This is a genomic window from Mesorhizobium sp. M0800, from assembly GCF_040320095.1.
Classification (GTDB): Bacteria; Pseudomonadota; Alphaproteobacteria; order Rhizobiales; family Rhizobiaceae; genus Mesorhizobium.
Genome location: NZ_JAMYOZ010000040.1, coordinates 1 through 25,238, shown reverse-complemented (window position 1 = coordinate 25,238; position 25,238 = coordinate 1). Strand labels below are relative to the sequence as shown.

Annotated in this window: 25 protein-coding genes and 2 pseudogenes; 25 read left to right on the top strand and 2 right to left on the bottom strand. The window is 61.6% G+C overall.

Going from position 1 to position 25,238, the window contains the following annotated elements:
* Positions 1-172 precede the first annotated feature (172 nt).
* The 10 genes from ccoN (at position 173) to NKI18_RS29810 (ending at position 11,965) form a co-directional block, all read left to right on the top strand.
* A complete protein-coding gene (gene ccoN, locus NKI18_RS29855) occupies positions 173-1,804 on the top strand; it encodes a cytochrome-c oxidase, cbb3-type subunit I (protein ID WP_353021529.1) in 1,632 nt (543 codons plus the stop codon).
* Positions 1,795-2,526 carry a cytochrome-c oxidase, cbb3-type subunit II gene (ccoO, locus tag NKI18_RS29850; protein ID WP_352618972.1) on the top strand — a complete coding sequence of 244 codons (732 nt, stop codon included), beginning with the start codon at positions 1,795-1,797 and terminating at the stop codon, positions 2,524-2,526. The genes ccoN and ccoO overlap by 10 nt, the downstream gene beginning before the upstream one ends.
* Before the next feature lie 11 nt (positions 2,527-2,537).
* Positions 2,538-2,687, top strand: coding sequence for a cbb3-type cytochrome c oxidase subunit 3 (locus NKI18_RS29845; protein WP_023679629.1), 150 nt, complete (start codon positions 2,538-2,540; stop codon positions 2,685-2,687).
* A gap of 2 nt (positions 2,688-2,689) precedes the next feature.
* Positions 2,690-3,553: a cytochrome-c oxidase, cbb3-type subunit III gene (gene ccoP, locus NKI18_RS29840; RefSeq protein ID WP_352516163.1), complete on the top strand. Its 864-nt coding sequence runs from the start codon at positions 2,690-2,692 to the stop codon at positions 3,551-3,553.
* A 111-nt stretch (positions 3,554-3,664) separates the two neighbouring features.
* Complete coding sequence (gene ccoG / locus NKI18_RS29835) at positions 3,665-5,224, top strand: cytochrome c oxidase accessory protein CcoG (RefSeq protein ID WP_353021525.1); 1,560 nt, start codon at positions 3,665-3,667, stop codon at positions 5,222-5,224.
* Positions 5,221-5,718: a FixH family protein gene (locus NKI18_RS29830; RefSeq protein WP_353021522.1), complete on the top strand. Its 498-nt coding sequence runs from the start codon at positions 5,221-5,223 to the stop codon at positions 5,716-5,718. The genes ccoG and NKI18_RS29830 overlap by 4 nt, the downstream gene beginning before the upstream one ends.
* The gene (locus tag NKI18_RS29825; RefSeq protein ID WP_353021519.1) at positions 5,715-8,003 is read left to right on the top strand and encodes a cation-translocating P-type ATPase; all 2,289 of its coding nucleotides are present in this window, start codon (positions 5,715-5,717) and stop codon (positions 8,001-8,003) included. Before NKI18_RS29830 ends, NKI18_RS29825 begins: the two co-directional genes overlap by 4 nt.
* A complete protein-coding gene (gene ccoS, locus NKI18_RS29820) occupies positions 8,000-8,152 on the top strand; it encodes a cbb3-type cytochrome oxidase assembly protein CcoS (protein ID WP_023679633.1) in 153 nt (50 codons plus the stop codon). Before NKI18_RS29825 ends, ccoS begins: the two co-directional genes overlap by 4 nt.
* Before the next feature lie 422 nt (positions 8,153-8,574).
* Positions 8,575-9,756, top strand: coding sequence for a 5-demethoxyubiquinol-8 5-hydroxylase UbiM (gene ubiM / locus NKI18_RS29815; protein ID WP_352649488.1), 1,182 nt, complete (start codon positions 8,575-8,577; stop codon positions 9,754-9,756).
* Between the two features lie 301 nt (positions 9,757-10,057).
* Positions 10,058-11,965: a putative bifunctional diguanylate cyclase/phosphodiesterase gene (locus NKI18_RS29810; protein ID WP_353021516.1), complete on the top strand. Its 1,908-nt coding sequence runs from the start codon at positions 10,058-10,060 to the stop codon at positions 11,963-11,965.
* A 95-nt stretch (positions 11,966-12,060) separates the two neighbouring features.
* On the opposite strand, the gene NKI18_RS29805 is transcribed toward NKI18_RS29810, so the two are convergent.
* On the bottom strand, positions 12,061-12,330 hold the full coding sequence (locus NKI18_RS29805; protein WP_353021514.1) for a DNA -binding domain-containing protein: 270 nt from the start codon (positions 12,328-12,330) through the stop codon (positions 12,061-12,063).
* Between the two features lie 116 nt (positions 12,331-12,446).
* Between NKI18_RS29805 and NKI18_RS29800 the strand changes: the two genes are divergently transcribed.
* From NKI18_RS29800 to NKI18_RS29780, 5 genes and pseudogenes are all read left to right on the top strand, one after another.
* Complete coding sequence (locus NKI18_RS29800; protein ID WP_352480259.1) at positions 12,447-12,698, top strand: helix-turn-helix domain-containing protein; 252 nt, start codon at positions 12,447-12,449, stop codon at positions 12,696-12,698.
* Between the two features lie 162 nt (positions 12,699-12,860).
* Positions 12,861-13,800, top strand: a pseudogene (locus NKI18_RS29795) (IS1595 family transposase).
* Between the two features lie 274 nt (positions 13,801-14,074).
* Positions 14,075-14,356 (top strand): DUF3892 domain-containing protein, encoded by a 282-nt coding sequence (locus tag NKI18_RS29790; protein ID WP_352649467.1) that lies wholly within the window; start codon positions 14,075-14,077, stop codon positions 14,354-14,356.
* Positions 14,357-14,475: 119 nt separating this feature from the next.
* Complete coding sequence (locus NKI18_RS29785; RefSeq protein WP_352480257.1) at positions 14,476-14,949, top strand: hypothetical protein; 474 nt, start codon at positions 14,476-14,478, stop codon at positions 14,947-14,949.
* A gap of 217 nt (positions 14,950-15,166) precedes the next feature.
* Positions 15,167-15,502, top strand: a complete 336-nt coding sequence (locus NKI18_RS29780; RefSeq protein ID WP_352480256.1) for a hypothetical protein — start codon at positions 15,167-15,169, stop codon at positions 15,500-15,502.
* A gap of 32 nt (positions 15,503-15,534) precedes the next feature.
* Here the strand turns inward: NKI18_RS29780 and NKI18_RS29775 are convergent, their stop codons facing one another.
* Entirely contained in the window at positions 15,535-15,699 is a 165-nt protein-coding gene (locus NKI18_RS29775; RefSeq protein WP_353021511.1) for a hypothetical protein, read from the bottom strand.
* A 342-nt stretch (positions 15,700-16,041) separates the two neighbouring features.
* Between NKI18_RS29775 and NKI18_RS29770 the strand changes: the two genes are divergently transcribed.
* The 10 genes and pseudogenes from NKI18_RS29770 to NKI18_RS29725 form a co-directional block, all read left to right on the top strand.
* Positions 16,042-17,004, top strand: coding sequence for an ArdC family protein (locus tag NKI18_RS29770; protein ID WP_352802046.1), 963 nt, complete (start codon positions 16,042-16,044; stop codon positions 17,002-17,004).
* Positions 17,001-17,204 (top strand): hypothetical protein, encoded by a 204-nt coding sequence (locus tag NKI18_RS29765; RefSeq protein WP_352842612.1) that lies wholly within the window; start codon positions 17,001-17,003, stop codon positions 17,202-17,204. Before NKI18_RS29770 ends, NKI18_RS29765 begins: the two co-directional genes overlap by 4 nt.
* 14 nt (positions 17,205-17,218) lie before the next feature.
* On the top strand, positions 17,219-17,638 hold the full coding sequence (locus NKI18_RS29760) for a DUF2958 domain-containing protein (RefSeq protein ID WP_353021509.1): 420 nt from the start codon (positions 17,219-17,221) through the stop codon (positions 17,636-17,638).
* Between the two features lie 77 nt (positions 17,639-17,715).
* Positions 17,716-19,437, top strand: coding sequence for a ParB/RepB/Spo0J family partition protein (locus tag NKI18_RS29755; protein ID WP_353021507.1), 1,722 nt, complete (start codon positions 17,716-17,718; stop codon positions 19,435-19,437).
* 543 nt (positions 19,438-19,980) lie between these two features.
* A complete protein-coding gene (locus NKI18_RS29750; protein ID WP_023672372.1) occupies positions 19,981-20,304 on the top strand; it encodes a DUF736 domain-containing protein in 324 nt (107 codons plus the stop codon).
* Between the two features lie 150 nt (positions 20,305-20,454).
* Entirely contained in the window at positions 20,455-20,724 is a 270-nt protein-coding gene (locus NKI18_RS29745) for a helix-turn-helix transcriptional regulator (RefSeq protein WP_353021504.1), read from the top strand.
* A complete protein-coding gene (gene lepB, locus NKI18_RS29740; RefSeq protein WP_353021501.1) occupies positions 20,721-21,269 on the top strand; it encodes a signal peptidase I in 549 nt (182 codons plus the stop codon). The genes NKI18_RS29745 and lepB overlap by 4 nt, the downstream gene beginning before the upstream one ends.
* Positions 21,257-21,943, top strand: coding sequence for a lytic transglycosylase domain-containing protein (locus NKI18_RS29735; RefSeq protein ID WP_353021499.1), 687 nt, complete (start codon positions 21,257-21,259; stop codon positions 21,941-21,943). Before lepB ends, NKI18_RS29735 begins: the two co-directional genes overlap by 13 nt.
* A 200-nt stretch (positions 21,944-22,143) precedes the next feature.
* Positions 22,144-24,114 (top strand): relaxase/mobilization nuclease RlxS, encoded by a 1,971-nt coding sequence (gene rlxS / locus NKI18_RS29730; RefSeq protein ID WP_353021497.1) that lies wholly within the window; start codon positions 22,144-22,146, stop codon positions 24,112-24,114.
* Positions 24,115-24,569: 455 nt separating this feature from the next.
* A pseudogene (locus tag NKI18_RS29725) lies at positions 24,570-25,238 on the top strand (IS701 family transposase); the annotation flags it as partial.

The following is a 25,238-nucleotide window of genomic DNA, read 5'->3' as shown; positions in this document are numbered from 1 at the left end:
GGCGGCCGGTGCTGCGCTTCCACATTCGATCGCCACAGTCTGATCGCACCGAACTCGATGCTGCTCGAAGCAAAATCGTGCGGCTCTGACATGGATCAGGGCGAGCAGGCCACGGCTGCGCAATAAGGCACTGCGGTTTGGCGCCCGCCGGAATTGGAAATCGGGGCTTGCGATGAAATTCGGCACAGAGATCGTCCTTCTAAGCCTGTTTGCGTTTGCGGCCCTGGTGGCTGCCGGCTTCGGCGTAGATGAACCTTTTCGCCGGCATATGTGGGTTTTGTTCTTCGCCGTGGCTGGCTTCACTGCGATTCTGTTGCGCAACACGGAGTTCAAGCCGGCAGTTCCGATCGACCCCGCCGCTTACATGGATGGGCCGATCCGCTACGGTGCCATCGCCACCGTATTCTGGGGCGTCGTCGGCATGCTGGTCGGCGTGGTCATCGCCCTGCAGCTCGCCTACCCCGATCTCAACATCCAGCCCTGGTTCAATTTCGGCCGACTGCGGCCTTTGCATACTTCCGGCGTGGTTTTTGCCTTCGGCGGCAATGCACTCATCTGCACGTCACTTTATGTCGTGCAGCGGACCTGTCGTGCCAGGCTGTTCGGCGGCGATCTCACCTGGTTCGTGTTCTGGGGCTATCAGCTGTTCATCGTCATGGCGGCAACCGGATACCTGCTCGGTATCACCGAGAGCCGCGAATACGCCGAGCCCGAATGGTATGTGGACCTGTGGCTGACCATTGTCTGGGTCGCCTATCTCATCCTGTTCCTCGGCACGATCCTGAAGCGCAAGGAACCGCACATCTATGTCGCCAACTGGTTCTACCTTGCCTTCATCGTGACCATCGCAATGCTGCATGTGATCAACAACCTGTCGATGCCAGTCTCCTTCCTGGGCTCCAAGAGCTATTCAGCCTTCTCCGGCGTACAGGACGCCCTGACGCAATGGTGGTACGGCCACAATGCCGTCGGCTTCTTCCTCACCGCCGGCTTCCTCGGCATGATGTATTATTTCGTGCCCAAGCAAGCCAACCGACCGGTCTATTCCTACCGGCTGTCGATCATCCACTTCTGGGCTTTGATCTTTCTCTACATCTGGGCCGGTCCGCACCACCTCCACTACACCGCCCTGCCGGACTGGGCCCAGACGCTCGGCATGGTGTTCTCAATCATGCTCTGGATGCCCTCGTGGGGCGGCATGATAAACGGCCTGATGACGCTCTCGGGCGCCTGGGACAAGCTGCGCACCGACCCGATCATCCGTATGATGGTGATGGCCATCGCCTTCTACGGGATGTCGACCTTCGAAGGCCCGATGATGTCAATCAAGGCCGTCAACTCGCTCTCGCACTACACCGACTGGACCATCGGTCACGTCCATTCGGGCGCGCTCGGATGGGTTGGCATGATCTCGTTCGGCGCGATTTATTTCATGGTCCCGAAGTTATGGAATCGCGACCGGCTTTATTCGCTGCGGCTCGTCAACTGGCACTTCTGGCTGGCGACGCTTGGGATCGTCGTTTACGCCGCGGTGATGTGGGTCTCCGGCGTCATGCAGGGCCTGATGTGGCGCGAATACAACGAGCAGGGCTTCCTGGTCTACTCCTTCGCCGAAACCGTCGGCGCCATGCATCCCTACTACATGATGCGTGCCATCGGCGGCGCGATGTATCTGTCGGGCGCCCTCATCATGGCCTGGAACATCGCCATGACCATCCTCGGCTACCAGCGCGAGGAGGATCCGATGCCGCGCTCCATCCCCGCCCTCCAGCCTGTGCGATCAGGAGCCAGAAAATGGGCTTGATGGACAGACACGCGGTCATCGAGAAGAACGCCACACTGCTTCTCCTCGGGTCCCTGCTGGTCGTAACAATCGGCGGTATCGTCGAGATCGCGCCGCTCTTCTATCTCGACAACACCATCGAGAAGGTCGAAGGCATGCGGCCCTATTCGCCGCTCGAGCTCGCCGGGCGCAACATCTATGCGCGCGAGGGCTGTTACCTCTGCCACAGCCAGATGATAAGGCCGTTCCGCGACGAGGTCGAGCGCTACGGCCACTATAGCCTGGCGGCCGAGTCGATGTACGACCACCCGTTCCAGTGGGGCTCGAAGCGCACGGGGCCGGATCTCGCCCGGGTCGGCGACCGCTACTCCAACGCATGGCATGTACAGCATCTCACCGAACCACGCTCCGTGGTGCCGGAATCGATCATGCCGGGCTATGCCTTCCTGAAGGACACACGGATCGAGGTGAAGGATTTCTCGACGCATCTGATCGCCAACAGCCGTGTCGGTGTGCCCTATTCAGACGACATGATCGCTCATGCCAATGCCGATCTCATGGCGCAGGCCGATGCGAATGCCGATACATCGGGCCTGGAGAGACGCTATCCGAAGGCCAAGCTTGGGGACTTCGACGGCGATCCGCAGCAGGTCACCGAAATGGATGCGCTGGTCGCCTATCTCCAGATGCTCGGCACGCTGGTCGATTTCAGGACCTATGACGAAGCCGCCGGTTACCGCTGAGGAGAATGGCGATGACCTACAATTTCATGCGGGAGTTTGCCGACAGCTGGGGCCTGCTTGCCATGGCACTTTTCTTCCTCGGATGCGTTGCCTTTGCACTTCGTCCCGGCAGCCGCAGGCAAGCCGAGAGAGCCGCTCACATTCCTCTCAAGGACGACTGATCATGGGCAGCGAGCATATCGACGAGGTTTCGGGTATCTCGACGACCGGCCATGAGTGGGACGGCATCAAGGAACTCAACAACCCGCTTCCCCGCTGGTGGGTCATCACCTTCTACATCACCATTGCCTGGGCGATCGGCTACACCGTCGTCTATCCGGCATGGCCGATGCTGACTTCCGCGACCAGGGGTGTGCTGGGGTATTCGAGCCGCAGAGACGTCAAGAATGAACTGGCCGCGGCCGAAGTGGCCAAGGGTAAATTTGTCGCTGCCATTCAGGCGAAGACCGTCTCCGAGATTACTGCCGACGATACGCTACGCGAATTCGCCGTCGCCGCAGGTGGCGCCGCGTTCAAGGTCAATTGCGTGCAGTGCCATGGCTCGGGCGCTCAAGGGTCCAAGGGTTTTCCCAACCTAAACGACGACGATTGGCTGTGGGGTGGCAACGCCGAACAGATCCAGCAGACGATTGCGCACGGCATCCGCTTCGCATCAGACCCGGATACGCGCCTGTCGGAAATGCCTGCTTTTGGCGACATCATCACGACGGATCAGATCAAGCAGGTCGGCGCCTATGTCGCAAGCCTCTCCGATCCTGTTCAGGACACAAGCCTGATCGAACTCGGCGCCAATGTTTTCGCCGAGAATTGTGCGGCCTGTCATGGTGAGAATGCAAAGGGCAACAGGGAGCTCGGCGCACCCGACCTGACCGACGCGATCTGGCTATACGGGTCTGGCGAAACAGCCATCGCCGCGCAGGTCCGCGCGCCGAAGCACGGCGTCATGCCGGCCTGGATCGGGCGTCTCGGCGAGATCAAGGCCAAGGAACTCGCGGTCTATGTCCATTCGCTTGGTGGCGGAGAATAGGTACGCAGCCTATTCTCGTCCTCCCCCCCACCGCCAAGCGACGAGGCCCGGCGCGAGCCGGGCCTCGGCATCATCCAGAAACCGATGGGTCGCTGGTGACTGGAGCTTCTCGTGCTCGATAACACGCAAATAGAACGGCTCGAAGCCGATGCGGTCAACTCCGCCAAGACCCGTCAGCCGCTCTATGCCGCACGCAAGAAGATCTTCCCGAACCGGGCCTCTGGCAGTTTCCGCCGCTTCAAGTGGTCGGTGATGGCAATCACGCTGGGGATCTACTACCTGACACCTTGGCTGCGGTGGGATCGCGGGCCATTTGCCCCGGACCAGGCCGTGCTGGTCGATCTTGCCAACCGGCGTTTCTACTTCTTCTTCATCGAGATATGGCCGCAGGAATTCTATTATGTGGCCGGCCTGCTGGTCATGGCCGGTATCGGCCTTTTCCTGATCACATCCACCGTCGGCCGGGCCTGGTGCGGCTATACGTGCCCGCAGACCGTGTGGGTCGATCTGTTTGTGGTCGTCGAGCGAGCCATCGAGGGCGACCGCAACGCGCGCATCAAGCTCGATGCCGGTCCCTGGACTGCGCGCAAACTCGTGCTGCGAACATCGAAACACGCCATTTGGCTGGTCATAGGGATGCTGACCGGCGGCGCCTGGATCTTCTATTTCGCCGATGCGCCGACGCTGCTTGGGGAACTCTTCACCGGCACCGCCGCCCCCGTCGCCTACATCACCGTGTCCGTGCTGACGGCGACGACCTATACGTTCGGCGGGCTGATGCGCGAGCAGGTCTGCACCTACATGTGCCCATGGCCGCGCATCCAGGCGGCCATGCTCGACGAGAATTCCCTCACCGTCACCTATAATGACTGGCGCGGCGAACGGCGCTCGCGTCACGCCAAGAGGGTCCTTGCCGCCGGGCAGCCCGTCGGCGACTGCGTCGACTGCAATGCCTGTGTCGCGGTGTGCCCGATGGGGATCGACATTCGTGATGGCCAGCAGCTTGAATGCATCACCTGCGCGCTCTGCATCGATACCTGTGACGGTATCATGGACAAGCTCGGCAGGGAGCGCGGACTGATTTCCTATGCGACGCTGGCCGACTACAACGCCAATATGATGCTGGCGACCCCGGGCGGCTCCGGTTCAGTCAACCCGTCACTGGTCAGGAGCGCTGACGGCCTGTTCTCCGACAAGGTGGCCCGTTTCCATATCCGCAAGATCTTTCGCCCGCGCACCTTCATCTACATGGGCGCCTGGTCGGCGGTCGGTCTCGCGCTGCTCTATTCGCTGCTGACCCGCGAACGGCTCGAATTGAATGTCCTGCACGATCGCAACCCGCAGTTCGTGACGCTGTCCGACGGTTCGATCCGCAACGGCTACACCGTCAAGCTGCTCAACATGATCCCCGAACCAAGAACGATCATTGTCACGATGCAGGGCCTGCATGGAGCCGAAATGAGCGTTGTCGGCATCGACCTGCCGGCGGATCGCTCCTTCGCCATCCCGGTCGAACCCGACCGGCTCAAGATGCTCAAGGTTTTCGTGCGTCAGCCGGCAGATCAGGTTCGGGGTGCAGCGCAAAGCTTCAAGTTCCGGGTCGAAAACAAGGCACCGTTCGAGTCGGACGAATACACGGCCACTTTCAACGCACCGGAGAGCGCCAGATGAGCGACACCTCGCGACAATCTCGCGAATTCACCGGCAGGCATATGCTGTTCACCATCCTTGGCTTCTTCGGCGTGGTCATAGCGGTCAATCTGACGATGGCGACGCTCGCCAACACGAGCTGGACCGGCCTTGTCGTCGAAAACATCTATGTGGCGAGCCAGCAGTTCAACAAGAAGGCCGAGGAGGGGCGAGCTCAGGCAGCCCTCGGCTGGACTGGCAAACTGACCATCGCAGGCGGTGAGGTCCGCTACAGCCTCACCGATGCTGTCGGCAAGCCGGTTGCCTTGCATGGCGTCAAGGTGCTGTTTCGTCATCCCGCCTACGAGGCCGAGGACAAATCCGTCACTCTTGCCGCTGCCTCCGGTCAGATATTCGCCGCGCACCACATGCCCACGGATGGCGTCTGGATCGTCGAAATCGACGCCGATGCGAGCCTTGCGGAACCCTATCGCGACGTTCGCCGGATCATGATTTCCCACGGGGCGCTGCAATGAGCTGCTGCGCGCCAGGCGCCGAAATGGCATTGGACCTGGAAAAGGTCACACTGGTCCTGCCTTCTGGCCAGGAAATCAGACTGGCGAGCCGCTCGATTGGCGAAAATCTTCGCCAGACCGACCTCTCGGTGCCGGCTGTGCATTGTGCCGCCTGCATCCAGACGATCGAGACGGCGATCGGTAAGCTGGATCGCGTCGAAGGCGCTCGTGTCAATCTTTCAACGAAACGTGTTTCGGTCCGGTGGCGCGGCGACGAGGTTCCGCCATTCGTCGCCACACTTGGACGGCTGGGCTATGGCGCGCACCTGTTCGATCCCGAGGCTGACGGGAAGGACAGGACGCTCTCGGAACTGATCCGCGCCGTCGCGGTCGCCGGCTTTGCGGCGGGCAACATCATGCTGCTATCAGTCTCCGTCTGGTCCGGCGCGCAAGGCGCGACCCGCGACCTGTTCCATTGGGTCTCGGCCTTGATTGCCATTCCTGCGCTCGCTTTCGCCGGCGGCATCTATTTTCGCTCGGCCTGGAATGCGCTGCGCCACAGCCGCATGAACATGGACGTGCCGATCGCGGTCGGGGTATCGCTCGCTTACGCCATGAGCCTCTACGAGACGATCAACCATGGCGACCATGCTTATTTCGACGCGTCGGTGTCGCTGCTGTTCTTTCTGCTGATCGGCCGCACGCTGGATCACGTGATGCGGGAACGGGCACGGACGGCCGTAAACGGACTGGCTCGGCTGGCGGCGCGCGGCGCCATGGTGCTGCGCGAGGATGGTTCGCGCGACTACTTGCCGGTTGGCGAGATCGAACCAGGAATGGAGCTCTTGATTGCGGCTGGCGAGAGGGTGCCCATCGACGGCAGGATCATTGGCGGGGCATCGGATCTCGACTGTTCCCTGGTTTCCGGGGAAAGCACGCCCAGAACGGTGGGCCCGGGGGCGCAGGTCCAGGCCGGTACACTCAATCTCACCGGTCCGCTGACCATCGAGGCGACGGCCGCCGCGAAGGATTCATTCCTGGCCGAAATCGTTCGGCTGATGGAAGCGGCAGAGGGCGGCCGCGCCCGCCATCGCAGGATCGCCGATCGCGTCTCCGCGCTCTATGCCCCCGTGGTCCACCTCACCGCCTTTGTGACGTTCCTCGGCTGGATGGCGGCGACCGGCGACTGGCACCGGGCAATAACAATCGCAATCGCCGTTTTGATCATTACATGCCCGTGTGCGCTCGGTCTCGCCGTGCCGATCGTGCAGGTGGTCGCTGCGCGGCGGCTGTTTGAAAGCGGCGTCATGGTCAGGGACGGCTCCGCCATTGAGCGCCTGGCCGGGATCGACACGGCATTGTTCGACAAAACCGGCACGCTTACGCTCGGACTGCCCAGGCTGATCAATGCGCCGTCCATCGATCCGACGATGCTCGCCATGGCGGCCGAGATGGCAGCGCATTCCAGCCATCCCTTTTCGAAGGCAATCGCTGGCAATGCAGCCTTTGCCGGCCAGCCGAAACTCGCGTCCGTCAGCGAGCATCCGGGCTTCGGCATCGAAGCCATCGCCGAGGGCAGTACCTGGCGACTGGGTCGCCGCGGATGGGGTGAGTGGAAAGCCCGGACCGGCGGCGAAGGCAAACAAGGCTATGGCGGAACCGTTCTGACGAAGGACGGGGTCATTGTCGCGACTTTCGATTTCGAGGATGAGCTGCGTGCCGATGCCAAGGCGGCCATCGAGCAACTGAACGGCGCCGGCGTGTCGGTGGAGATGCTGTCGGGCGACACAGAAGCTGCCTGCGGCGAAGTCGCGGAAGCACTGGGCGTCGAGCGCTTCGTTCCCGCGTTGCTTCCCTCCGGGAAGGTCGATCACATCGAAGCATTGACGCGAACTGGCCACAAGGTGCTGATGGTCGGCGATGGGCTCAACGACACGCCTGCATTGGGCGCCGCACACGTTTCGATCGCTCCGGCCACGGCGGCGGATATCGGTCGCAACGCCGCGGATTTCGTGTTCCTGCGTAAAAGTCTTCTGGCGGTCCCACTTGCTTTAGACATTTCGCGGAAGGCCGGACGGCTGATCCGGCAGAACATCGCCATCGCGATCGTTTACAATGGCATCGCCGTGCCGGTCGCCATTCTGGGGCACGTTACGCCACTGATCGCTGCGGTCGCAATGTCCGCCTCCTCCCTCCTGGTCATCGGCAATGCGCTACGCCTGCAAGGTTTCGTGTCACATGCATCGGTGCAAGATGCCCGACATGACAGGCGCTCCGACATTGGCGCACTGGCACAATCCTCATGACGACGCTCGCCTACCTCATACCTGTGGCCCTGTTCCTCGGAGCGCTTGGGCTGGCGGGGTTCCTGTGGGCCTTGAGGAGCGGCCAATATGAAGATCTCGATGGCGCCGCCGAGCGGATCCTGATCGACCGCGACGAGCCACGCAGTTGACCCAGCCTGCCCTGCGACGACTCGCTCGAATATTTCCGCGGTTGCTTCGCGTCATGCCGATTTCGGCGCGCGACGGGTCCGAACGGATCAGCCAGAATACGTTGCCGAACTCTCGGCCAGGAAAGGGCCGCACCTAACGGGAAGCCGGCCATTCCATGATGACCTGACCAGACCATGGCGTGGCGATCGACCAGTCGACCGTGAACCTGCCGTTGCCGCGTTTATCGAGCCTGCTTGAGCCACATCAGGGTTATCTCTTCATCGGCATGGTTTCATTGAGCATTTTTGAACGGAGAACGGATGTCTAACGGACGGTTAGGTCGCGTGGAGACGCTTGGGGAGATGAGCCGCAAACCGTGGATCGATTGCGATGCGTTCCAGTGCCCTTCGTCGCAGATAGCCGACGCAATGGCGGCACGCTGATGGCCGGCTCTGTCGATAGATTCGACGTTATTGTCGTCGGAGCCGGGCCGGTCGGACTTTCCTTCGCCGCATCGCTTGCCCAGAGCCGACTCGAGGTGGCAGTGGTTGAACGGCAGTCGCTCGAAAGCCTGGCGAATCCGGGCTTCGACGGTCGCGAGATCGCGCTGACCCACGCATCGGTTGGAATCCTTCGCGAGCTCGGCGCCTGGGATGCCATCCCCGCTTCGGACAAATCACCGCTACAAGGCGCGCGCGTGCTCAACGGATCGAGCCCTTTCGCCCTGAGCTTCGATTCTCCCAGCGGATCTGGGGAACCACTCGGAATTCTGGTCCCAAATTGTCGGATCCGCGACGCCCTGTTCAAGCTTGTCCACTTCCAGGATCATGCCCAGCTGCTGTGCGGCCGCTCGGTCGTCAATGCAACAACCAGCCACAAAGAAGCAGTCATAACGCTCTCTGATGGCAGGCAATTGGCCGCTCGGCTGCTCGTTGCAGCGGATTCGCGTTTGTCCGCGACGCGCGACCTGCTCGGCATTGGCGCCGACATCAATCGGCTTGGCAACTCCATGCTGATTTGCCGGGTGAGGCACGAGCGCGCCCATCACCAGATCGCGGTCGAATGGTTCGATCACCATCAGACGATAGCGATGTTGCCGCTCATGGAAGGCGTGTCGTCGCTGCTTCTCACTTTGCGCTCAAGCGAGGCCGACAGACTGCTTGCTCTCGACGACGATTTGTTCCTCATGGAATCGACGAGCCGGTGTCGAGGACGCCTCGGAGAGATGACCTTGGCAAGCACCCGCCATGCCTATCCGCTGGTCACGACCTGGGCGCACAAGTTCTGGGCTCCGAGTGCGGCACTGATCGGCGATGCTGCCCTCGGCATGCACCCGGTGACCGCGCATGGCTTCAACATCGGCCTCAGTGGCCAGAAGCAACTCGCCGATAGAATCCTGGCGGCATGTCGCGAGCGCCGCGACATTGCTGATCCCGACATGCTCGGCAGATACGAAAGCCGGCTGCGTCTGTCGGCGGCACCGCTCTATCATGCTACGAATGCGCTTGTCGCTCTCTACTCAGGCGAGCACCCGGCGGCACGGCTTGCAAGACATGCAGGGCTTCGCTTTGCCCAATATCTTCCATTTATCCGCCATGGCATTTCGGCCATGCTCAGGCGGTGAATCGCAGGCAGCGCTGCCGCTCTGGAACGCTATCTCGGCCCGGCTTCCTTTTGTCTCGCCGGGCGCGTTGATGCCGTTTGCAGGGCTGCTTCCATGGTGACGTTGCCGATCCTGGGATGATTCGGATCAAGGCACGCGTGCGGGAAGAGCTCGATGGTCAGACGGCAAGGCCAAGAGCAGACGTGCGCGCCGAAGCCATGGTGAGCGCACTGGCTACCCCTGCTGGATAGTTAACCCGTCCTTCAGTGGGCTTGCGTAAGCTTGTCGTCGCGAACAACGATGGGAGCAAGCCGGTCCGTCCATGGCCCCGAAGAATGAAGACACGCTGGAGGCCAAAATCCGTCAGGATCAGCTTGCTGACCTGAGGGCCGGCCTCTTCGTGTCGATGCCGATAAGCGCTATCCTGTCAGGCCTGATTTGGGCGGTGCACGCCCTTTCTGGCAGCGGCTTTGCCGCTGCAATCTGGTTCCTGGTCGTCAATGCGATAAATGCCGCCCGCCTTGCACTCGCGCGTTATCAGCTAAAGGAAACAAGGCGCCATGACAATTTCGTGGGGGTTTTGCCGCGGCTTCGCTGGTTTGGCATCCTTGCTCTTCTGGCAGGGTTTGCCTGGTCCTTCCTGGCCGTCCTGACTGTTGGATACACGACACCTCAAGCACCGCTGCATCTGGTCATTCTGGCGGGCATTTCAGCTGGTGCGGTTACATACGGCAGTTCGTATGCCGCGGCGGCGATCAACTTCATAACACCTCCGCTCCTCATCACGGTGGGATGCCTTTTGGCGAAAGGCAATTTTGAAGACTACATTCTGGCTTTTACCATTCTGCTCTTCATGGGCGGCTTGGTTCGAGCTTCGTGTGTTGGGCAAGCACGGTTCCGCGAAGCGAGCCGCCTGAGGCATGAGGCTGAGCGGCTTGCGGCGGAGATGAAGGCCAGTTCCAGGCAGGACCACCTGACGGCCCTTCTCAACAGGCGTGGCCTCGAAGACGCTATCGGACGGTTCGAGACCGCGGATGGCCCCTTCGTGGCAATGCTGATTGATCTGGACGGGTTCAAATCCGTCAACGATACCTACGGTCACAGGACCGGTGATGAACTGCTTCTCAGGATCGCGCGCCGCATAGAGGAGGAAGCACCGGAAGGCTCAACGCTCGCTCGTATCGGCGGCGATGAATTCGTGCTGTTTTTTCCCTCAACGAGGGTTTCGGTTTCTGCCAGTGATCTCGCCTCCGATATCATAGCCAAAATTGCCCGCCCCTATATCGAGGTCGCGTCCGTCCGTGTCGGGGCATCGATAGGAATATACTTGGCGCAGACGCCGGGCCTGACGGAAATGTTGTTGCGGGCGGATATCGCCCTTTATACGGCCAAGCGTCGTGGCAGGAACGAATTTTGCCTGTTCGATGCCGAACTCGACAGGGAACTGCAACGCCGCCAGTCCGTCGAACGGGACCTTCATTCGGCGATAAAGACGAGAAGCTTGCAACCTTGGTTCCAGCCGATCGTGAAACTCGACACCGAGGCCGTGGTCGGTTTTGAAGCCTTGCTGAGGTGGTCCCATCCGACTCATGGTGCCATCTCTCCACCCGAAATCATCACAGCTGCACGCGAAACCGGTATGCTTCAGCTGCTGACGCAAACCGTATTCGCCGATTGTTGTGCTTTTATCGACGGCTTGGTGAAAGCTGACTGTCGTGATCTCCGTGTGGCGATGAATGTTTCACCGCGCGAACTGGAAGCCGGCGATATCGACGACATGGTTCTGGATGGTCTGGCGGCAAGAGGTCTGCCTGCAACGATGTTCGAGATCGAGATTACCGAAGAATCCCCGGTGGACCCGGACAGAGTGGATGAAAAGCTCGGACGGCTTTCACATGCCGGCATTTCCATTGCGCTCGATGACTTCGGCACCGGCTTTTCCACGTTGGCATCGCTCAAGGACAGTCGGATACGCAAGGTGAAAATAGACCAGGGCTTCATTCGCGGCTTGGCCAAGTCCCGAGAGGACCGACTGCTTGTCAAATCGGTCATCGATCTCGGTAACATGCTCGGGATCGAGGTCATGGCCGAGGGCGTCGAAACAGAGGCGGATCGGCAAACCCTGCACAAGCTTGGCTGCAGGACCGCTCAGGGCTTCCTGTTCTCGAAGGCGGTGCCTCTGAGCCAAGCACTAGAAATGGCAGTCAAACAGCACGCCAACCAGTTGTGACCGCTCCCGCCGCGCTGTCTCTCGCGGCCGTGCGCTCATGAATGGCGGGTATCTGAACGTCCTTGTTTGAAGAGCATGACAGTCCGTGCTGTGCGTCAGCCGGCGAACAGTTCTTTGTAGCCAGTCGTCACCATCCAGTTCGCCCGGTCGATATGGCTGCGAAGAGCCTTGCGGGCGCGGACCGGTTCAAGGGCCGGGTCGATGCCGAGAATGAGATCAGCCATCTCCTCTTCGCTGGCATTGTCGGCGCAGGCATCCAGGATCCGCAGGTAGATCGTGAAATGCTCCCTGTCGTAGCTCGTGAGGTTCTCCGACCAGGGGACTTCATCGCTCAACGTTGAGCTTCGACTTTCATCTGTTCCCATTGGTCGATTCATGCTGCGAACCTCGCATGTTGAGCGCGCGCAGCATATCCCAAAATGGGATAATCCGAAACCGGGATTAGTCGCTGATCCGGTCTTTACCCGACCGGTTCGCCTACATGCCCAAGTCTCTTCGATCGCCCCGCCACCAGCGGTTTCTGGCCGAGTTGGTTGCCCTGCGCAAGGCCAAAGGCCTGACTCAGGCGCAGGTGGCCGAGAAGCTTGATCGTCCCCAATCCTTCGTGGCCAAGTACGAGGGTGGAGAGCGGCGTCTCGACGTCATCGAGTTTCTCGACTTAACTGCGGCGCTTGACGCTGATCCGTGCGAGATTCTGTCCAGCCTGCGGGCTAACGGGCGCCTGCGCGTTTAACGGCTCGCGCCGGTACCGTGAACCGAGCGTGCTTTTCTTCGGCAAGCTGCCATTCCGCTGCGGGTGGGTCTTTACCAAGCCATGCCGATATAGGATGATAATCCTAATTATATACTTGACGTACCAAGCCGAATTTTCAATGAATGCAAGGAGCTACCGCCAATTTTCGACCTGACCAACGAAATTTACCACGACGCTGACAAGGCCCGCGAGCATCTGGAGACTATCCATTGGCCTCATGGCCCGTTCTGCCCGCATTGTGGCAACGCCAACCCCGAGCGCATCACGAAGCTGGCGGGCAAGTCCACGCGCCCCGGCGTCTACAAATGCAACGAATGCCGTTTGCCTTTCACGGTCACGGTCGGCACCGTCTTTGAGCGTTCCAAGATCGGCCTGCATAGATGGGTGCTGGCTTCGCATCTCTACGCTTCGTCCAAGAAAGGCATGAGTGCCATCAGTTGCATCGTATGCTTGGCGTCACCTACAAGACCGCTTGGTTTATGGCGCACCGCATCCGCGAAGCCATGCAAGAGGGTGTTGCTTCTGCTGGTCCTATCGGCGGCAACGGCAAGACTGTTGAGGCCGACGAAACCTACATCGGAAAGCGCGAGACGCCTCGCGTATCAGCCCAACGTAAGGGTCGTCCTTTCACCAAGAAAGGCGAGGGCGGCGGTCGCGAAAAGCGCATCGTCGTCGGCTTGGTCGAGCGCGGCGGCAAGGCTCGCATGTTCCATTTGAACGACGCCACCAAGGCAACCGTCCGTGACGTGCTGGTGCGCAACGTGTCGCGAGATACCATCCTCTACACCGATGCGTCGAACCTCTACACAGAGACTGGCGGCGAGTCGCTACCCACAAGACCACGAAGCATTCGGACGGCGAATATGTCCGCTACGAGGACGGGATCGCCATCCATTCGAACACCATTGAGAACGTGTTCTCAGTCTTCAAGCGCGGCATGATCGGCGTCTACCAGCATTGCGGCGAGGCGCATTTGCATCGCTACCTTGCCGAGTTTGATTTCCGCTACCATCGCCGCATGGCTCTGAAAGTCTCAGATGCAGAACGCGCCGAGGATTTGCTTCGCATGGCCCGCGACTAGCGCCTTATCTATCGGCGGATTGGTGAAGCCGGTCACGCCTAAGCAGAAGGCGCGACGACTCCTGTGGATACGTAGAAAAAAGAGAACAAAACGAGATTGACGATCTTGTGCGAATCAAAGTTTCGCCAGAACGTAAAAGGCGACCGTCTGAACCACGGTCGCCTTTAAGTTGAAACCAAGCCGTTGGAGGGCTTGTTTGTGATCACGTCCATTAAGTTGCGCGTTACGCGATTCACGTCAAGCCCTCCTGTGGCGCAAATCACAGGAGGCCTACATGGCCGGAACTTTCCGAGTAAATTGTCACAAGCCTGATAACGCCGACAAAGACCGTCGTCTTCAGGGCCTCGGCGGCCCTGCCGCTGGCGGCTGGTATCGAGACATCGATACGATGATAAACAACGTCGAAAACGAAAATGAGCAATACTGGACGGTAGCGCCGACAGGAGAGTCCGTGTGGATTGTCGTACGCCAGCGTTCGAACGGACGGAAGTATCTTAAGACGGAGCCTGACGGCGTGGAGCCGAATAACCTGCTGGCACTCCCTCACTGTCCTTAGAGCCATCTGGCGCTACAGGCTGCTTGCCCTTCCCGGTCTTATGATCGGGAGGGGTTTTCAACAGGCGTCGCAAAATCTCGTCGCCCTTGTCCTGGTCTTTGTCTTTGGGGGATTCTGACATGGCTACCTACAACGATCTCAACAACCTAAGTAGTGATTCGGACATCGCAACCGCATTGGGCGATATGGTCGTCGCTTGGGCGAACGCTGAAACCACACTCATGCATGCCATGTGTTCAATCTGTAACATGTCGACCAACATGGCGCATTTCGGCTACTATCGTATTCCAACTTTTGAAGCCCGAGTTAAGTTCCTCCTAGCGATGATCCCCGAGTGGGATACGTCTTCCGATCGAGACGCCATCTCAAAGGCAATTGAGAAAATCAGCGGCATGTCGGGCACGCGCAACAACTGGGTTCACGGAATCTGGAGCAAGGAAAAGACAACAGGCCAAGTTGTTGTGTTCAATTTCCGCGCCGCCGAAAACAAGGGCAGGAACAAGCCCGTCAAAGCGCATGACATCAACCACCATGTCGAAACCCTGATAGCCAATACTAAGGCTCTACGGAAGCTGCTCCCACCACTGCCATAGATGAGTAAATCTTGGCGCCCATCCTTTGGTCGACAACGTCTCCCGTGGCGGTGTGAGGGCACCCAGACGAACGGAAATGCTCGCTTCGACCATCAGCGGCGTAATCTCGTTTTCAGTACCGGCCTGCCCGGCTGCTTTATCGAATCGATCATTGGTACGTCAAGTATACAATTGGGATGATAATCCTAGGTGGGGCGATTCCTCAACGGAGATCGCAATGGCTCGGACCAAACTTTCCAAGCAGCTTTCACAGGCTGAAATCGAGCGCTTTCTGGCGGAGGCGGAACGGCTGCACAAGAGCATCGTCCAGCCGCTTCTATCACCCACCAGCAACCATTACCGGCCTCTCCAACGCACCCATGAAGCGCTGTTAAAGACGGTGAAGGATATCACGCAAACGTCGCATTCTCTCTTCGGAGGGAGGGGGCGTAGGCAATCATCGCTATCAAGACAACTCCTGGCTGGCTTTCTTGCCTTCGAATCGACCCTGCCGCTGTCAGCGCAACATCAAAGCCAATATAAGCCACAAAACGGGCGAGCGCGTCTATCATGATCCCAGACAGGAATATTACTGGGATACGCGCCTCAACCTGTTGAAAGGCGAGCGCTGGTTTTGTTCGGATGAAGCCGCGCCACGGCGGTGATGTCGTCGAGTTTCTTGACGTAACTGCGGCGCTTGACGATGATCCGTGCGAAAAATCTGTCCAGCCTGCCGTCCTGGCGGGCGCCCGCGCGCCTGACGACGCGCACCAGGTGCTCGTGAACCGAGCCCGCTTTTCTTCGGCAAGCTCAGGCGGTCTCGGCCATTCGGCTTCGCCCCTTGGCGTGGGCAGCCCTTCGGGCTGAGACGGCCGCCGCCCTTGCGGGCGGCGGGGTTTGCTGTTGGCCTTTCCCGGTGGCGCGGGGTGGGCGGCACTCCCTTCTAGGCCCGCCGCGGCAGCCCGCAACCCTTCGCTGCCGCTCAGGGTCCTCCTCTTCGTTCCGGTCCTTCGGATGCGGTCCGCCTCCCACGGCGGGCCTTTCCGGTCGCGACTCGCCGCCCACCCCGCTTCCGGGGAAAGGCGCGGCGATTGGCGAGCGGAGGATGAGACGATGCATGCAAACAGCAAGCGTTCCGCCAGCACAGAGGCTGGCGCAGGCAAGGGCGGGCGCCCCGGCGCCAGCCTTTATCAGGAGATCACGGACCGCATCATTGCGGAGCTGGAGCGCGGCACCGTGCCATGGGTCAAGCCATGGGGCAGCGCAAAGGCAGGCCTTGGCCTGCCGAGCAATGCATCCTCTGGGCGCATCTATTCCGGCATCAATATCCTCATCCTGTGGGGCGCGGTCATCGAGCGCAGCTATCCCAGCCAGAACTGGCTCACCTTCCGGCAGGCGCTCGTCCTTGGCGGCAATGTCAGGAAGGGCGAGCGCGGCACGACCATCGTGCATGCCGACCGCTTTGTCCCCAAGGACGAGAAGGAGCGCGCACGCCACGAGGGCGATGAACCACAGGCCGTGCCTTTTTTGAAGCGCTTCACCGTCTTCAATGTCGCGCAGTGCGATAATCTTCCGGAAGACCTCTATGCCGCCACCGAGCCGCTGCCTCAGTGCGAGATCGTGCCGCAGGCCGAGACGCTCATTCGCGCTAGCGGTGCGGATTTCAGGGTCGGCGGCGATCGCGCTTTCTACATGCTGGGCAGCGACCACATTCAGGTGCCGCCGCAGCCGGCGTTCCATCAGCAGATCGACTATTACCGGACCTGCTTTCACGAGCTTGGCCACTGGACCGGCCACCCAACGCGGCTTGCTCGCGACCTCTCCGGCTCGTTCGGCTCCAAGGCTTACGCGCGTGAAGAATTGGTCGCCGAAATCACTGCCGCCTTCGTCTGCAGCAATCTCGGTATCGAGCCGACCGTGCGTCATGCCGATTACATCGGCTCATGGCTGAAGGTGCTGCGCGAGGACAACCGCGCGATCTTCCGTGCCGCCAGTCTTGCCTCCAAGGCCGCCGATTTCCTGTTTGGCCTTCAGGCCGATGCCGAAGGCGAGGCGCAGGAAGGGATTGCGGCATGACGATGCGCGATCCTCAACTGACCGCGAGCGAGCCGACGCCGCAAGGCGAGCAGATGCTCATTCCCGGTGTCCGGCCGATCACCACGCGCGATCGGCTCACCCTCCTGATGAACGCGCCGATGTGTCCGCGCGCGGCGCAAAAGCCGCTCGATATCGGCCTCTTCGATGAAGCCAGCAGAAATCAACTCGACCTGTTCTGACAAGGAGTCTTTCCATGATCCTGATCACCGATCTACTGCGCGCACGACTGCTCGCCAATGGCGCCGCCGACGCCGAAACGGACCATTTTCCCGTTGTGAAACTGTTTAATCCGACAGGTGCCGCCACGTGGCTTCTGACCGAACTCGACGCCGATGGCGACACGCTGTTCGGCCTTTGCGATCTCGGCTTCGGCTTCCCCGAACTCGGCAGCGTCAGTCTGGCCGAGCTTGCATCCGTAAAAGGTCCGCTTGGCCTCGGCATAGAGCGCGACCTGCATTTCCAGGCGCGCTTTCCGCTCTCCGTCTATGCCGAAGCCGCCCGTATTTGCCGCCACATCACCGAGGCCGAGCGACTTCTGCGGCAGGCAGCAGACGCCCTTTCAAAGCCCCGTTCCGAGCTTCCGTCCGACACGGCGGAACAGCAGCGCCGATAGGCGAAAAAACCGTCCCGCCGCGCCGGCCTTCGGCCTCTGCGGCGGGACAACCTCAACCAAAGCGAAGGAGAGTAACCATGCAGCTTGCCCACATCCCCTTCGATCGGCTCAACATTTCCGCGCTCAACATGCGCCATGGAAAACGCGCGCCCGACATTTCCGATATCCTGCCATCCGTGGGTGCGCGCGGCGTGCTGGTGCCTCTCCTTGTGCGGCCCAACGGCCAGCCGGAAGCCTTCGAGATCGTCGCCGGCAGGCGGCGCTATTTCGCCGCGAAATCGATTGCCGACGAGCGCGGCGAAGGCGATCCCTTGCCCTGCGCCATCATGGAGGACGGTGACGACGCCGATGCGCTGGAAGCCTCGCTGATCGAAAACCTCGCCCGCCTTGATCCTGACGAAGTATCGCAATGGGAGACGTTTTCGCGGCTCGTCAGGCAAGGCCGCACCGTTCCAGACATCGCTGCGACCTTCGGCATCACTGACCTGAAGGTCAAACGCATTCTGGCGCTTGGCGACCTCTTGCCCAAAATCCGCGAAGCCTATCGCCGCGAGGAGATCGACGCCGAGACGGTGCGCCATCTCACCATGGCGTCCAAGGCGCAGCAGAAGGACTGGCTGGCACTCTGTGCCGATCCCGATCAATACGCGCCGCGTGGCTTTCAATTGAAGCAATGGCTGTTCGGCGGCCAGTCGATTCCCACCAAGGTGGCGCTGTTTGCCATCGACGAATATCCCGGCCTGATCACCTCGGACCTGTTCGGCGAGGACAGCTATTTCGCCGATGCCGACCTGTTCTGGCAAAAGCAGAACGAAGCGATTGCCGCCAGACGCGACACCTATCTCAACGACGGCTGGAGCGAGGTGGTGCTGCTGGAGCCGGGCCAGTATTTCCACCCATGGGACCACGAGAAGACCCCGAAGAAGAAGGGCGGCAAGGTCGTCATCACTGTCTCGCATCGCGGCGAGGTCGAGTGTCACGAGGGCTGGCTGTCACGCAAGGAAGCCCGCCGCGCCCGCGAGGGCGGTGAGCAAGAAGAAACAGCCGCCAAGCCGCCGCGCCCCGAACTCACCGGCCCGATGCAGAACTATGTCGATCTGCATCGCCATGCGGCCGTGCGCGCGGCCATGCTCGACCATCCCGCCGTGGCGCTGCGACTCGTGGTGGCGCACGCCATCACCGGTTCCGGCCTGTGGCAGGTGCGCCCCGAGCCGCAGCGCGCAGCCAACGAGACGGTGACTGCCAGCCTTGCCGGCTGCAAGGCTGAAGCTGCATTCGGCAAAAAACGGCGCGAAGTGTTGGCCCTGCTCGGATCACCGGATGAGGATGGCGTGGTCGCCGGCGGCGATGGCGACGCCTTTGCTATCGCCGGCGTCTTCGCGCGCCTCTTGGCGCTCTGCGACGACGATGTCATGCGCGTTCTCACCCTTGTCATGGCCGAGACGCTTGCAGCCGGCAGCGCCGTCATCAAGGCGCTCGGCAACCATCTGAACGTCGATATGGGCACCTGGTGGCAACCGGACGATGCCTTCTTCGACCTCTTGCGCGACAAGGAAATCGCCAATTCGATGCTCGCCGATGTCGGCGGCAAGCTGGTCGCGGACGGCAATGTCGCCGAGAAGGTCAAGACGCAAAAGAAGATCATCCGCGACTTCCTGGCGGGCGAGAATGGCCGCCTCAGGGTCGAGACCTGGCTGCCGCGCTGGATGAAATTCCCGGCCGAAAGCTACACCAGCCGCGGTGGCTTCCGCACCGCCGATCAGTGGACACAGGTACAGCCGCTGTTCGTCCGCGAATAATCGATCAGGGCCCGAGCGGCGGTTCTCTCGAGTGCCGCCGCTCAGATCGCGCGCGCCGCTCCGGGCCGCGCCGGCTGCCGATTGGTCGTCTTGTCGAGCCAGTGCCTTGCGCGAGAAATCCCGACGCCAACTCGCCCCCATTTCGGCAGCCCTGCACCGCGCCGGGTTGCTTGCCGAGGCGCTCCGCGCATGGGCCAATTGTCTGATCGGGTTGCCGACAGAGCCCGCGCAGCCGGCGCCCTGTAATGCCGCCTGCTCGTTGTGCCGCCGATCGCGCCACCTGTCTCCATGTGTCTCAGGGACCATTCCCCTGCGGCTGGCTTGACGACCTATGGGCGGATCCGGCCCGCCCGAAACCCTCGCCAGCAGCTTTTTTCCCCGCCGCCTGCGGCGGCTTCCTCGCGCCGCTTCGCTTCAAAAAAGCTGCCCGCTCGGGTCCTTCGCTATCGCTGCGGCCGTCCCGGTTCCGGCGGTCCGGACGCGCCCATCACGGTCCGCCATCGCAGGGGAATGGTCCCCTGCGAGCACCAAAGGAGACTGAAAATGACCGCGATCGGATACGTTACCAAACAGGAAAACGGCGGCTACAAGGGCCAGCTCAAGACGCTTAGCGTCCGCGCCGACATCGACATCGTGCCCAATCAGGCAAAGAGCGCCGACACCCATCCCGACTTTCGGGTGCTGACGCAAGGGGTCGAAGTAGGGGCCGGCTGGATCCGCACCGGCGAGACCTCCGGCAAGGACTATGTGAGCCTGTCGATTGCCGCCCCGGAGTTCGGCCCGCGCAAGCTCTACGCCAATCTCGGCCGCGCCGCCGGCCAGGATGACGACGACACATACGCCATCATCTGGAACCCGGTCGACTGAACCGCCAGCCTCGAGCCCCGCGCCGCAACCGGCGCGGGGCTCTTTCGGGAGGGGGCGGCGAAAACTCGCCCCCCACTCTTCGCCCGTCCCCAAAACGATCTCGCTCGCCGATCCTCGCCTTCGCTTGTCCGTAGCGAAACGAGGATCATCATGGACGACGAAAACGAACGCGCGGCCCGCGCCAAGAAGGGCAGTCCGTTTCTCAACACCGCGCAGTCCGCCTTCTATATCGGGCTATCCCAGCGCACGCTGGAGAAGATGCGGCTCAAGGGCGGTGGCCCGCAATTTCGCAAGCACGGCCGCTATGTCCGCTATCACATCGACGAGCTCGACGACTGGTCGAAGGGACGCGCGCAGGAGACCAGGCCCGAGGATGGCGGGCACAATCCCGGATCGGCCGGTGCGGGAGGCCGCTCATGAGCCGGCGTCCCACCATCCGTCTGATCGGCAGCCATCTGCGGCGCATTCGGGCGCGCAAGACGATCGCCGTGGCCACAATAGGCCTCGGCCTGATCGGCTTCGCCGCTTTCGACAACCCATCGCCCTGGCTGGTCTGGAACGCCTCGGCCAGTGCGCCGGTCGGCCTCTATCGCCTCGCGTCCGGATCGCCGGCTCGTGGCGATCTGGTGCTCGTCCGCCCGCCAAAACCGGTCGCCGATCTCGCCGCCGAACGCTTCTATCTGCCCAGCAATGTGCCGCTGGTCAAGCGCCTTGCCGCGCTGCCTGGCGAGCATGTCTGCGCCTTCGGCGACGCCATCATCATCGGCGGCGAGATCGTCGCGCGCCGGCTGGCAACCGACACGCAGCACCGTCCGCTATCTTGGTGGAATGCCTGCCGCAAGCTCGCCGCCGACGAGTTTTTCCTGCTCGGCAACGATAGAAATCACTCCTTCGACAGCCGCTATTTCGGGCCGGTGCCGGCCGAAAATATTGCCGGGAGGCTCGTGCCGCTATGGACCGAGTAACCCTCCTGATGCTGGGCATGGTCGCGATAGCGCCATGCGCCTGTTCCGCCGCGACCGACGCTCAGCCGGCCGCCATCTCCCGTGGTCCGCAGCTGGCAAGATGGCAGCACTACGTAGCTGAGGCAAGCCGGCGTTTCAGCATTCCACTGCCCTGGATTTATGCCGTCATGGATGCCGAAAGCCGGGGGCAGACAATGCTGCACGGACGGCCGATCGCCTCACACGCCGGCGCCATTGGCCTCATGCAGGTGATGCCCGGCACCTACGAGGAGATGCGCGCAGAGCTTGGCCTGGGAACCGATCCGCACGACCCTCGCGACAACATTCTGGCAGGCACTGCCTATCTGCGCGCCATGTATAACCGCTTCGGCTTTCCCGGCCTGTTTGCCGCCTATAACGCTGGGCCGGACCGCTACGAACAGCATTTGCAGCGTGGGCGACCGCTGCCCAGCGAGACGGTTTCGTATCTGGAAGAGCTCAAGGCTGCGGGGATTTCGGCCGCCGACATGGACGCGTTCACCGGCAAATCCCGTTCCGGAAAAGCGCCGGAAATCCCGTCCGGGCAGTCGCTGTTTTTCCTGCGAAACGGTGTTTCCGCGACCGATCCGAATGGCCAAATTGTGGTGCCGCTCGGATCGGAGCGAGCAAGGTCAGGCCGGCCGGATCGCAGGTGAGGGCAGGGGTACCGGGGTCGGGCGGGGCAGGGAGGCAGGGAGGCAGGGAGGCAGGTCCGCGGAAGGCAAGATAAAGGCATCGCCTCCTGGAGGCGGCGAAGTCTTTGTCTGCACATCGTTTTTCACGGAGGCTGCCTTCAGCGTCAGGAGAGCTGCTGCCGACAAACCTCTGATTTTGTTAAAGATTGCTAGGAGGCTCAATGCAGGATGAAGAGTTCAAGCCGAGCCTGGGCAAAATCGGATCGCGCGGCTCGAAGGCAGGCAAGCGTTTCGCCGGCCAGATCCGCGCCGCGATCAACCGAGCCGGCGGGGGCAGCGGTCGCCGTGGCCGCTTCATCGGAAGCCGGGCGGGGCGCGGCGGGGCTGCTGCCGCCGTTCTCAGAGCGCGCGACCACCACGCGGCGTTTCGGCAGCGGCGCGCCGTCGTCAAGGCGCGTATCGTCAAGCTGGCCGGCAAGGGTGTTGACGGGGCACGTGCACACCTTCGCTACCTCCAGCGCGACGGCGTCACCCGCGAAGGCGAGCCTGGCGAGCTCTATAGCGCCGACAGCGCCCGCGTCGATGGTAAGGCCTTCATCGATCGTGCCGATGGCGACCGGCATCAGTTCCGCTTCATCGTCGCCCCTGAAGACGGCATCGAGTATGATGACCTGAAGCCGCTCACGCGGCGCCTCATGGCGCAGATGGAAGAAGATCTCGGCACCAGGCTCGACTGGGTGGCCGTCGATCATTTCAACACTGGTCATCCGCATACCCATATTATCGTCCGCGGCAAGGACGACCGCGGCGAAAATCTTGTCATCGCGCGAGACTACATCTCGTCTGGAATCCGTGAACGGGCGGCCGAGCTGGTCAGCCTCGACCTTGGCCCGAGAACGGACCGCGAGATCGAGCAACGCCTGCGCCAGGAAATGGAGCGAGAACGCTTCACCAGCATCGATCGGCAGCTGCTCCGCATGCGCGACCATGAGGGGCATGTCTCACCGGCCAGCCGAGACACGTTTCGCCAGACGCTGCACCAGGGCCGCCTGCGCAAGCTCGTGCGGATGGGTCTGGCTGAGGAAGTCGGCTCGGGCCGCTGGCGCCTTGATGGCGAGCTTGAAGCGACGCTGCGCCGCATCGGCGAGCGGGGCGACATCATCAAGACCATGCACCGCGAACTGACCGGCAAGGGGCTCGCCCGCAGTGCCGCCGACTATGTTGTCCATGATCGATCTGCAGAGCAGATGCAGCCTGTCGTTGGCCGCATCGTTGCGCGCGGCCTGGCCGACGAAATCACTGACCGCCATTACCTCGTCGTCGACGGCGTGGACGGCAAAAGCCACTATGTTGATATCGGCAAAGGCGAGGCCACCCAACCGACGCCAGAGGGCTGCATAGTGCGGGTCACGCCGAGGGACACCGGGCCAAGGCAAGTCGACCGCACAATTGCCGAGATCGCCACGGCCAATGACGCGCGCTACAGCATCGATATCCATCTCAAGCATGACCCGTCGGCCACCGAACGCTTTGCCGAAACGCACGTGCGGCGACTGGAGGCGATCCGCCGGGCGACCGGTCGTGTCGAGCGCGAGCCGGACGGCACCTGGATCGTCGCACCGGATCATCTCGACCGTGTGTCTGACTACGAGCGTAAGCGAGCGAGGGCCGAGCCTGTCACGGTTCACAAGCTCTCATCGATGCCGCTGGAGAGACAAGTCAGGTTCGACGGCGCCACCTGGCTCGATCGAGAGCTGGTTTCCGACACACCGGAGGCCTTGCACAGCTCTGGTTTCGGCCGCGATGTCCGAGAGGCGCAAGGCCGCCGACGGCAGTGGCTGATTGCGCAAGGTCTTGCTCGGGAAGAGCAGGACCGGATCGTCTATCGCGCCAACATGCTTTCGATGCTGCGTCAACGTGAGCTGAACCGTGTTGCCGGTCAACTGTCTGACGAACTCGGACTCTCGTATTCCGAAGCGCAGCCTGGTGATCGAATAGAGGGTCGATTGCGCCGCTCGATCGACCTTGCCAGCGGCAAGTACGTCATAGTCGAGAAGGCGCGCGAGTTCACGCTGGTACCATGGAGGCCAGTGCTTGATCGGTCTATTGGCAAGGAGGTGTCTGGTGTCATGGGTGGGGAGGGGATTTCATGGACCATCGGCCGGCAGAGAAGCGGACCAAGCATTTCGTGACATGACTACACAACTTCTTTTGCCCGCCTTGAAACAGGTACTCAGTCCGGACGGAGTTCGCCTGCTAATTGCCCGCGGCATTGATCTCGCGAGGGATAAATGGCTGCTCGTGCAAGACTTATCGTTCGCTCTACAAAAAGCGCCGCGATGATTCATCGTGTTCCATGATTCTGAGCCAAAACCCTCCTGCGCCACCACGGCACTCTTCCCGGTGCCACGGAAGCCGCGCCGACGACGGCGGTGCCGGCCTGGTTGCGCAGGGCTGCCGCCGACCCAAACAGTTGCGGCGCATTGAGGACATTGCAATCACTGCAGGTGCGGCCATCGGCGCGCTCGATGCGATGGTCCGCCAGCTAGAGAGGTGGGCTGGCGCCTGGTGACAGCGCCTAGGGCTTTCGGCGGCCGCGGTACGGCGAGCTAGGCTCGCGGCGTCGAGGATGAAGCCGCACTTCGCGATGTTCTTCTGCTCACACGACCGGGAGACGAGTCGGCCCCACGGGCCGGATGCTTGTTGGCCGCTCACAGCGCTGAAGGCGCGGGTTGGGCGGGTGCTTCCTCGTCGTGAGTTGCGGGAAACGGGCGCAGATTTTCTTGACGGCCTTCTTTCCGGCATTGAGCGCAAGACAGGCTGGCTGATGGCTGAGCAATCCGGAGCGGAGCGGCCCTATCGGATGCAGTCGCTGAGGATGGCGTCCTGATCGTCGACGAGACGGGATTTGTGAAGAAGGGCGATCGTTCCGCCGGTGTCGCGCGTCAGTACTCGGGAACGGCGGGGCGGATCGAGAACAGCCAGGTCGGCGTGTTCTTGGCTTACGCGAGCCGCTACGGCCAAGCGCTGGTCGATCGTCGCCTTTATCTGCCGGAGAGCTGGACAAGGGATCGGGCGCGATGTGCCAGAGCGTCGATCCCGGAGATGGTCGAGTTTGCGACCAAGCCAAAGATGGCGCGCGCCATGGTCGAGGCGGCGCTCGATGCCGGCGTCCCGTGCGCTTACGTTCTGGGCGACGCTGTCTACGGGGCGGACAGCAGCCTTCGCCGGATGCTGGAAGCTCGCGAGCAGCCCTATGTCTTGGCGGTTCGAGGCGCTCACTTCATGCGCCGGGGAGGGGATCGTCTGTTTGAGG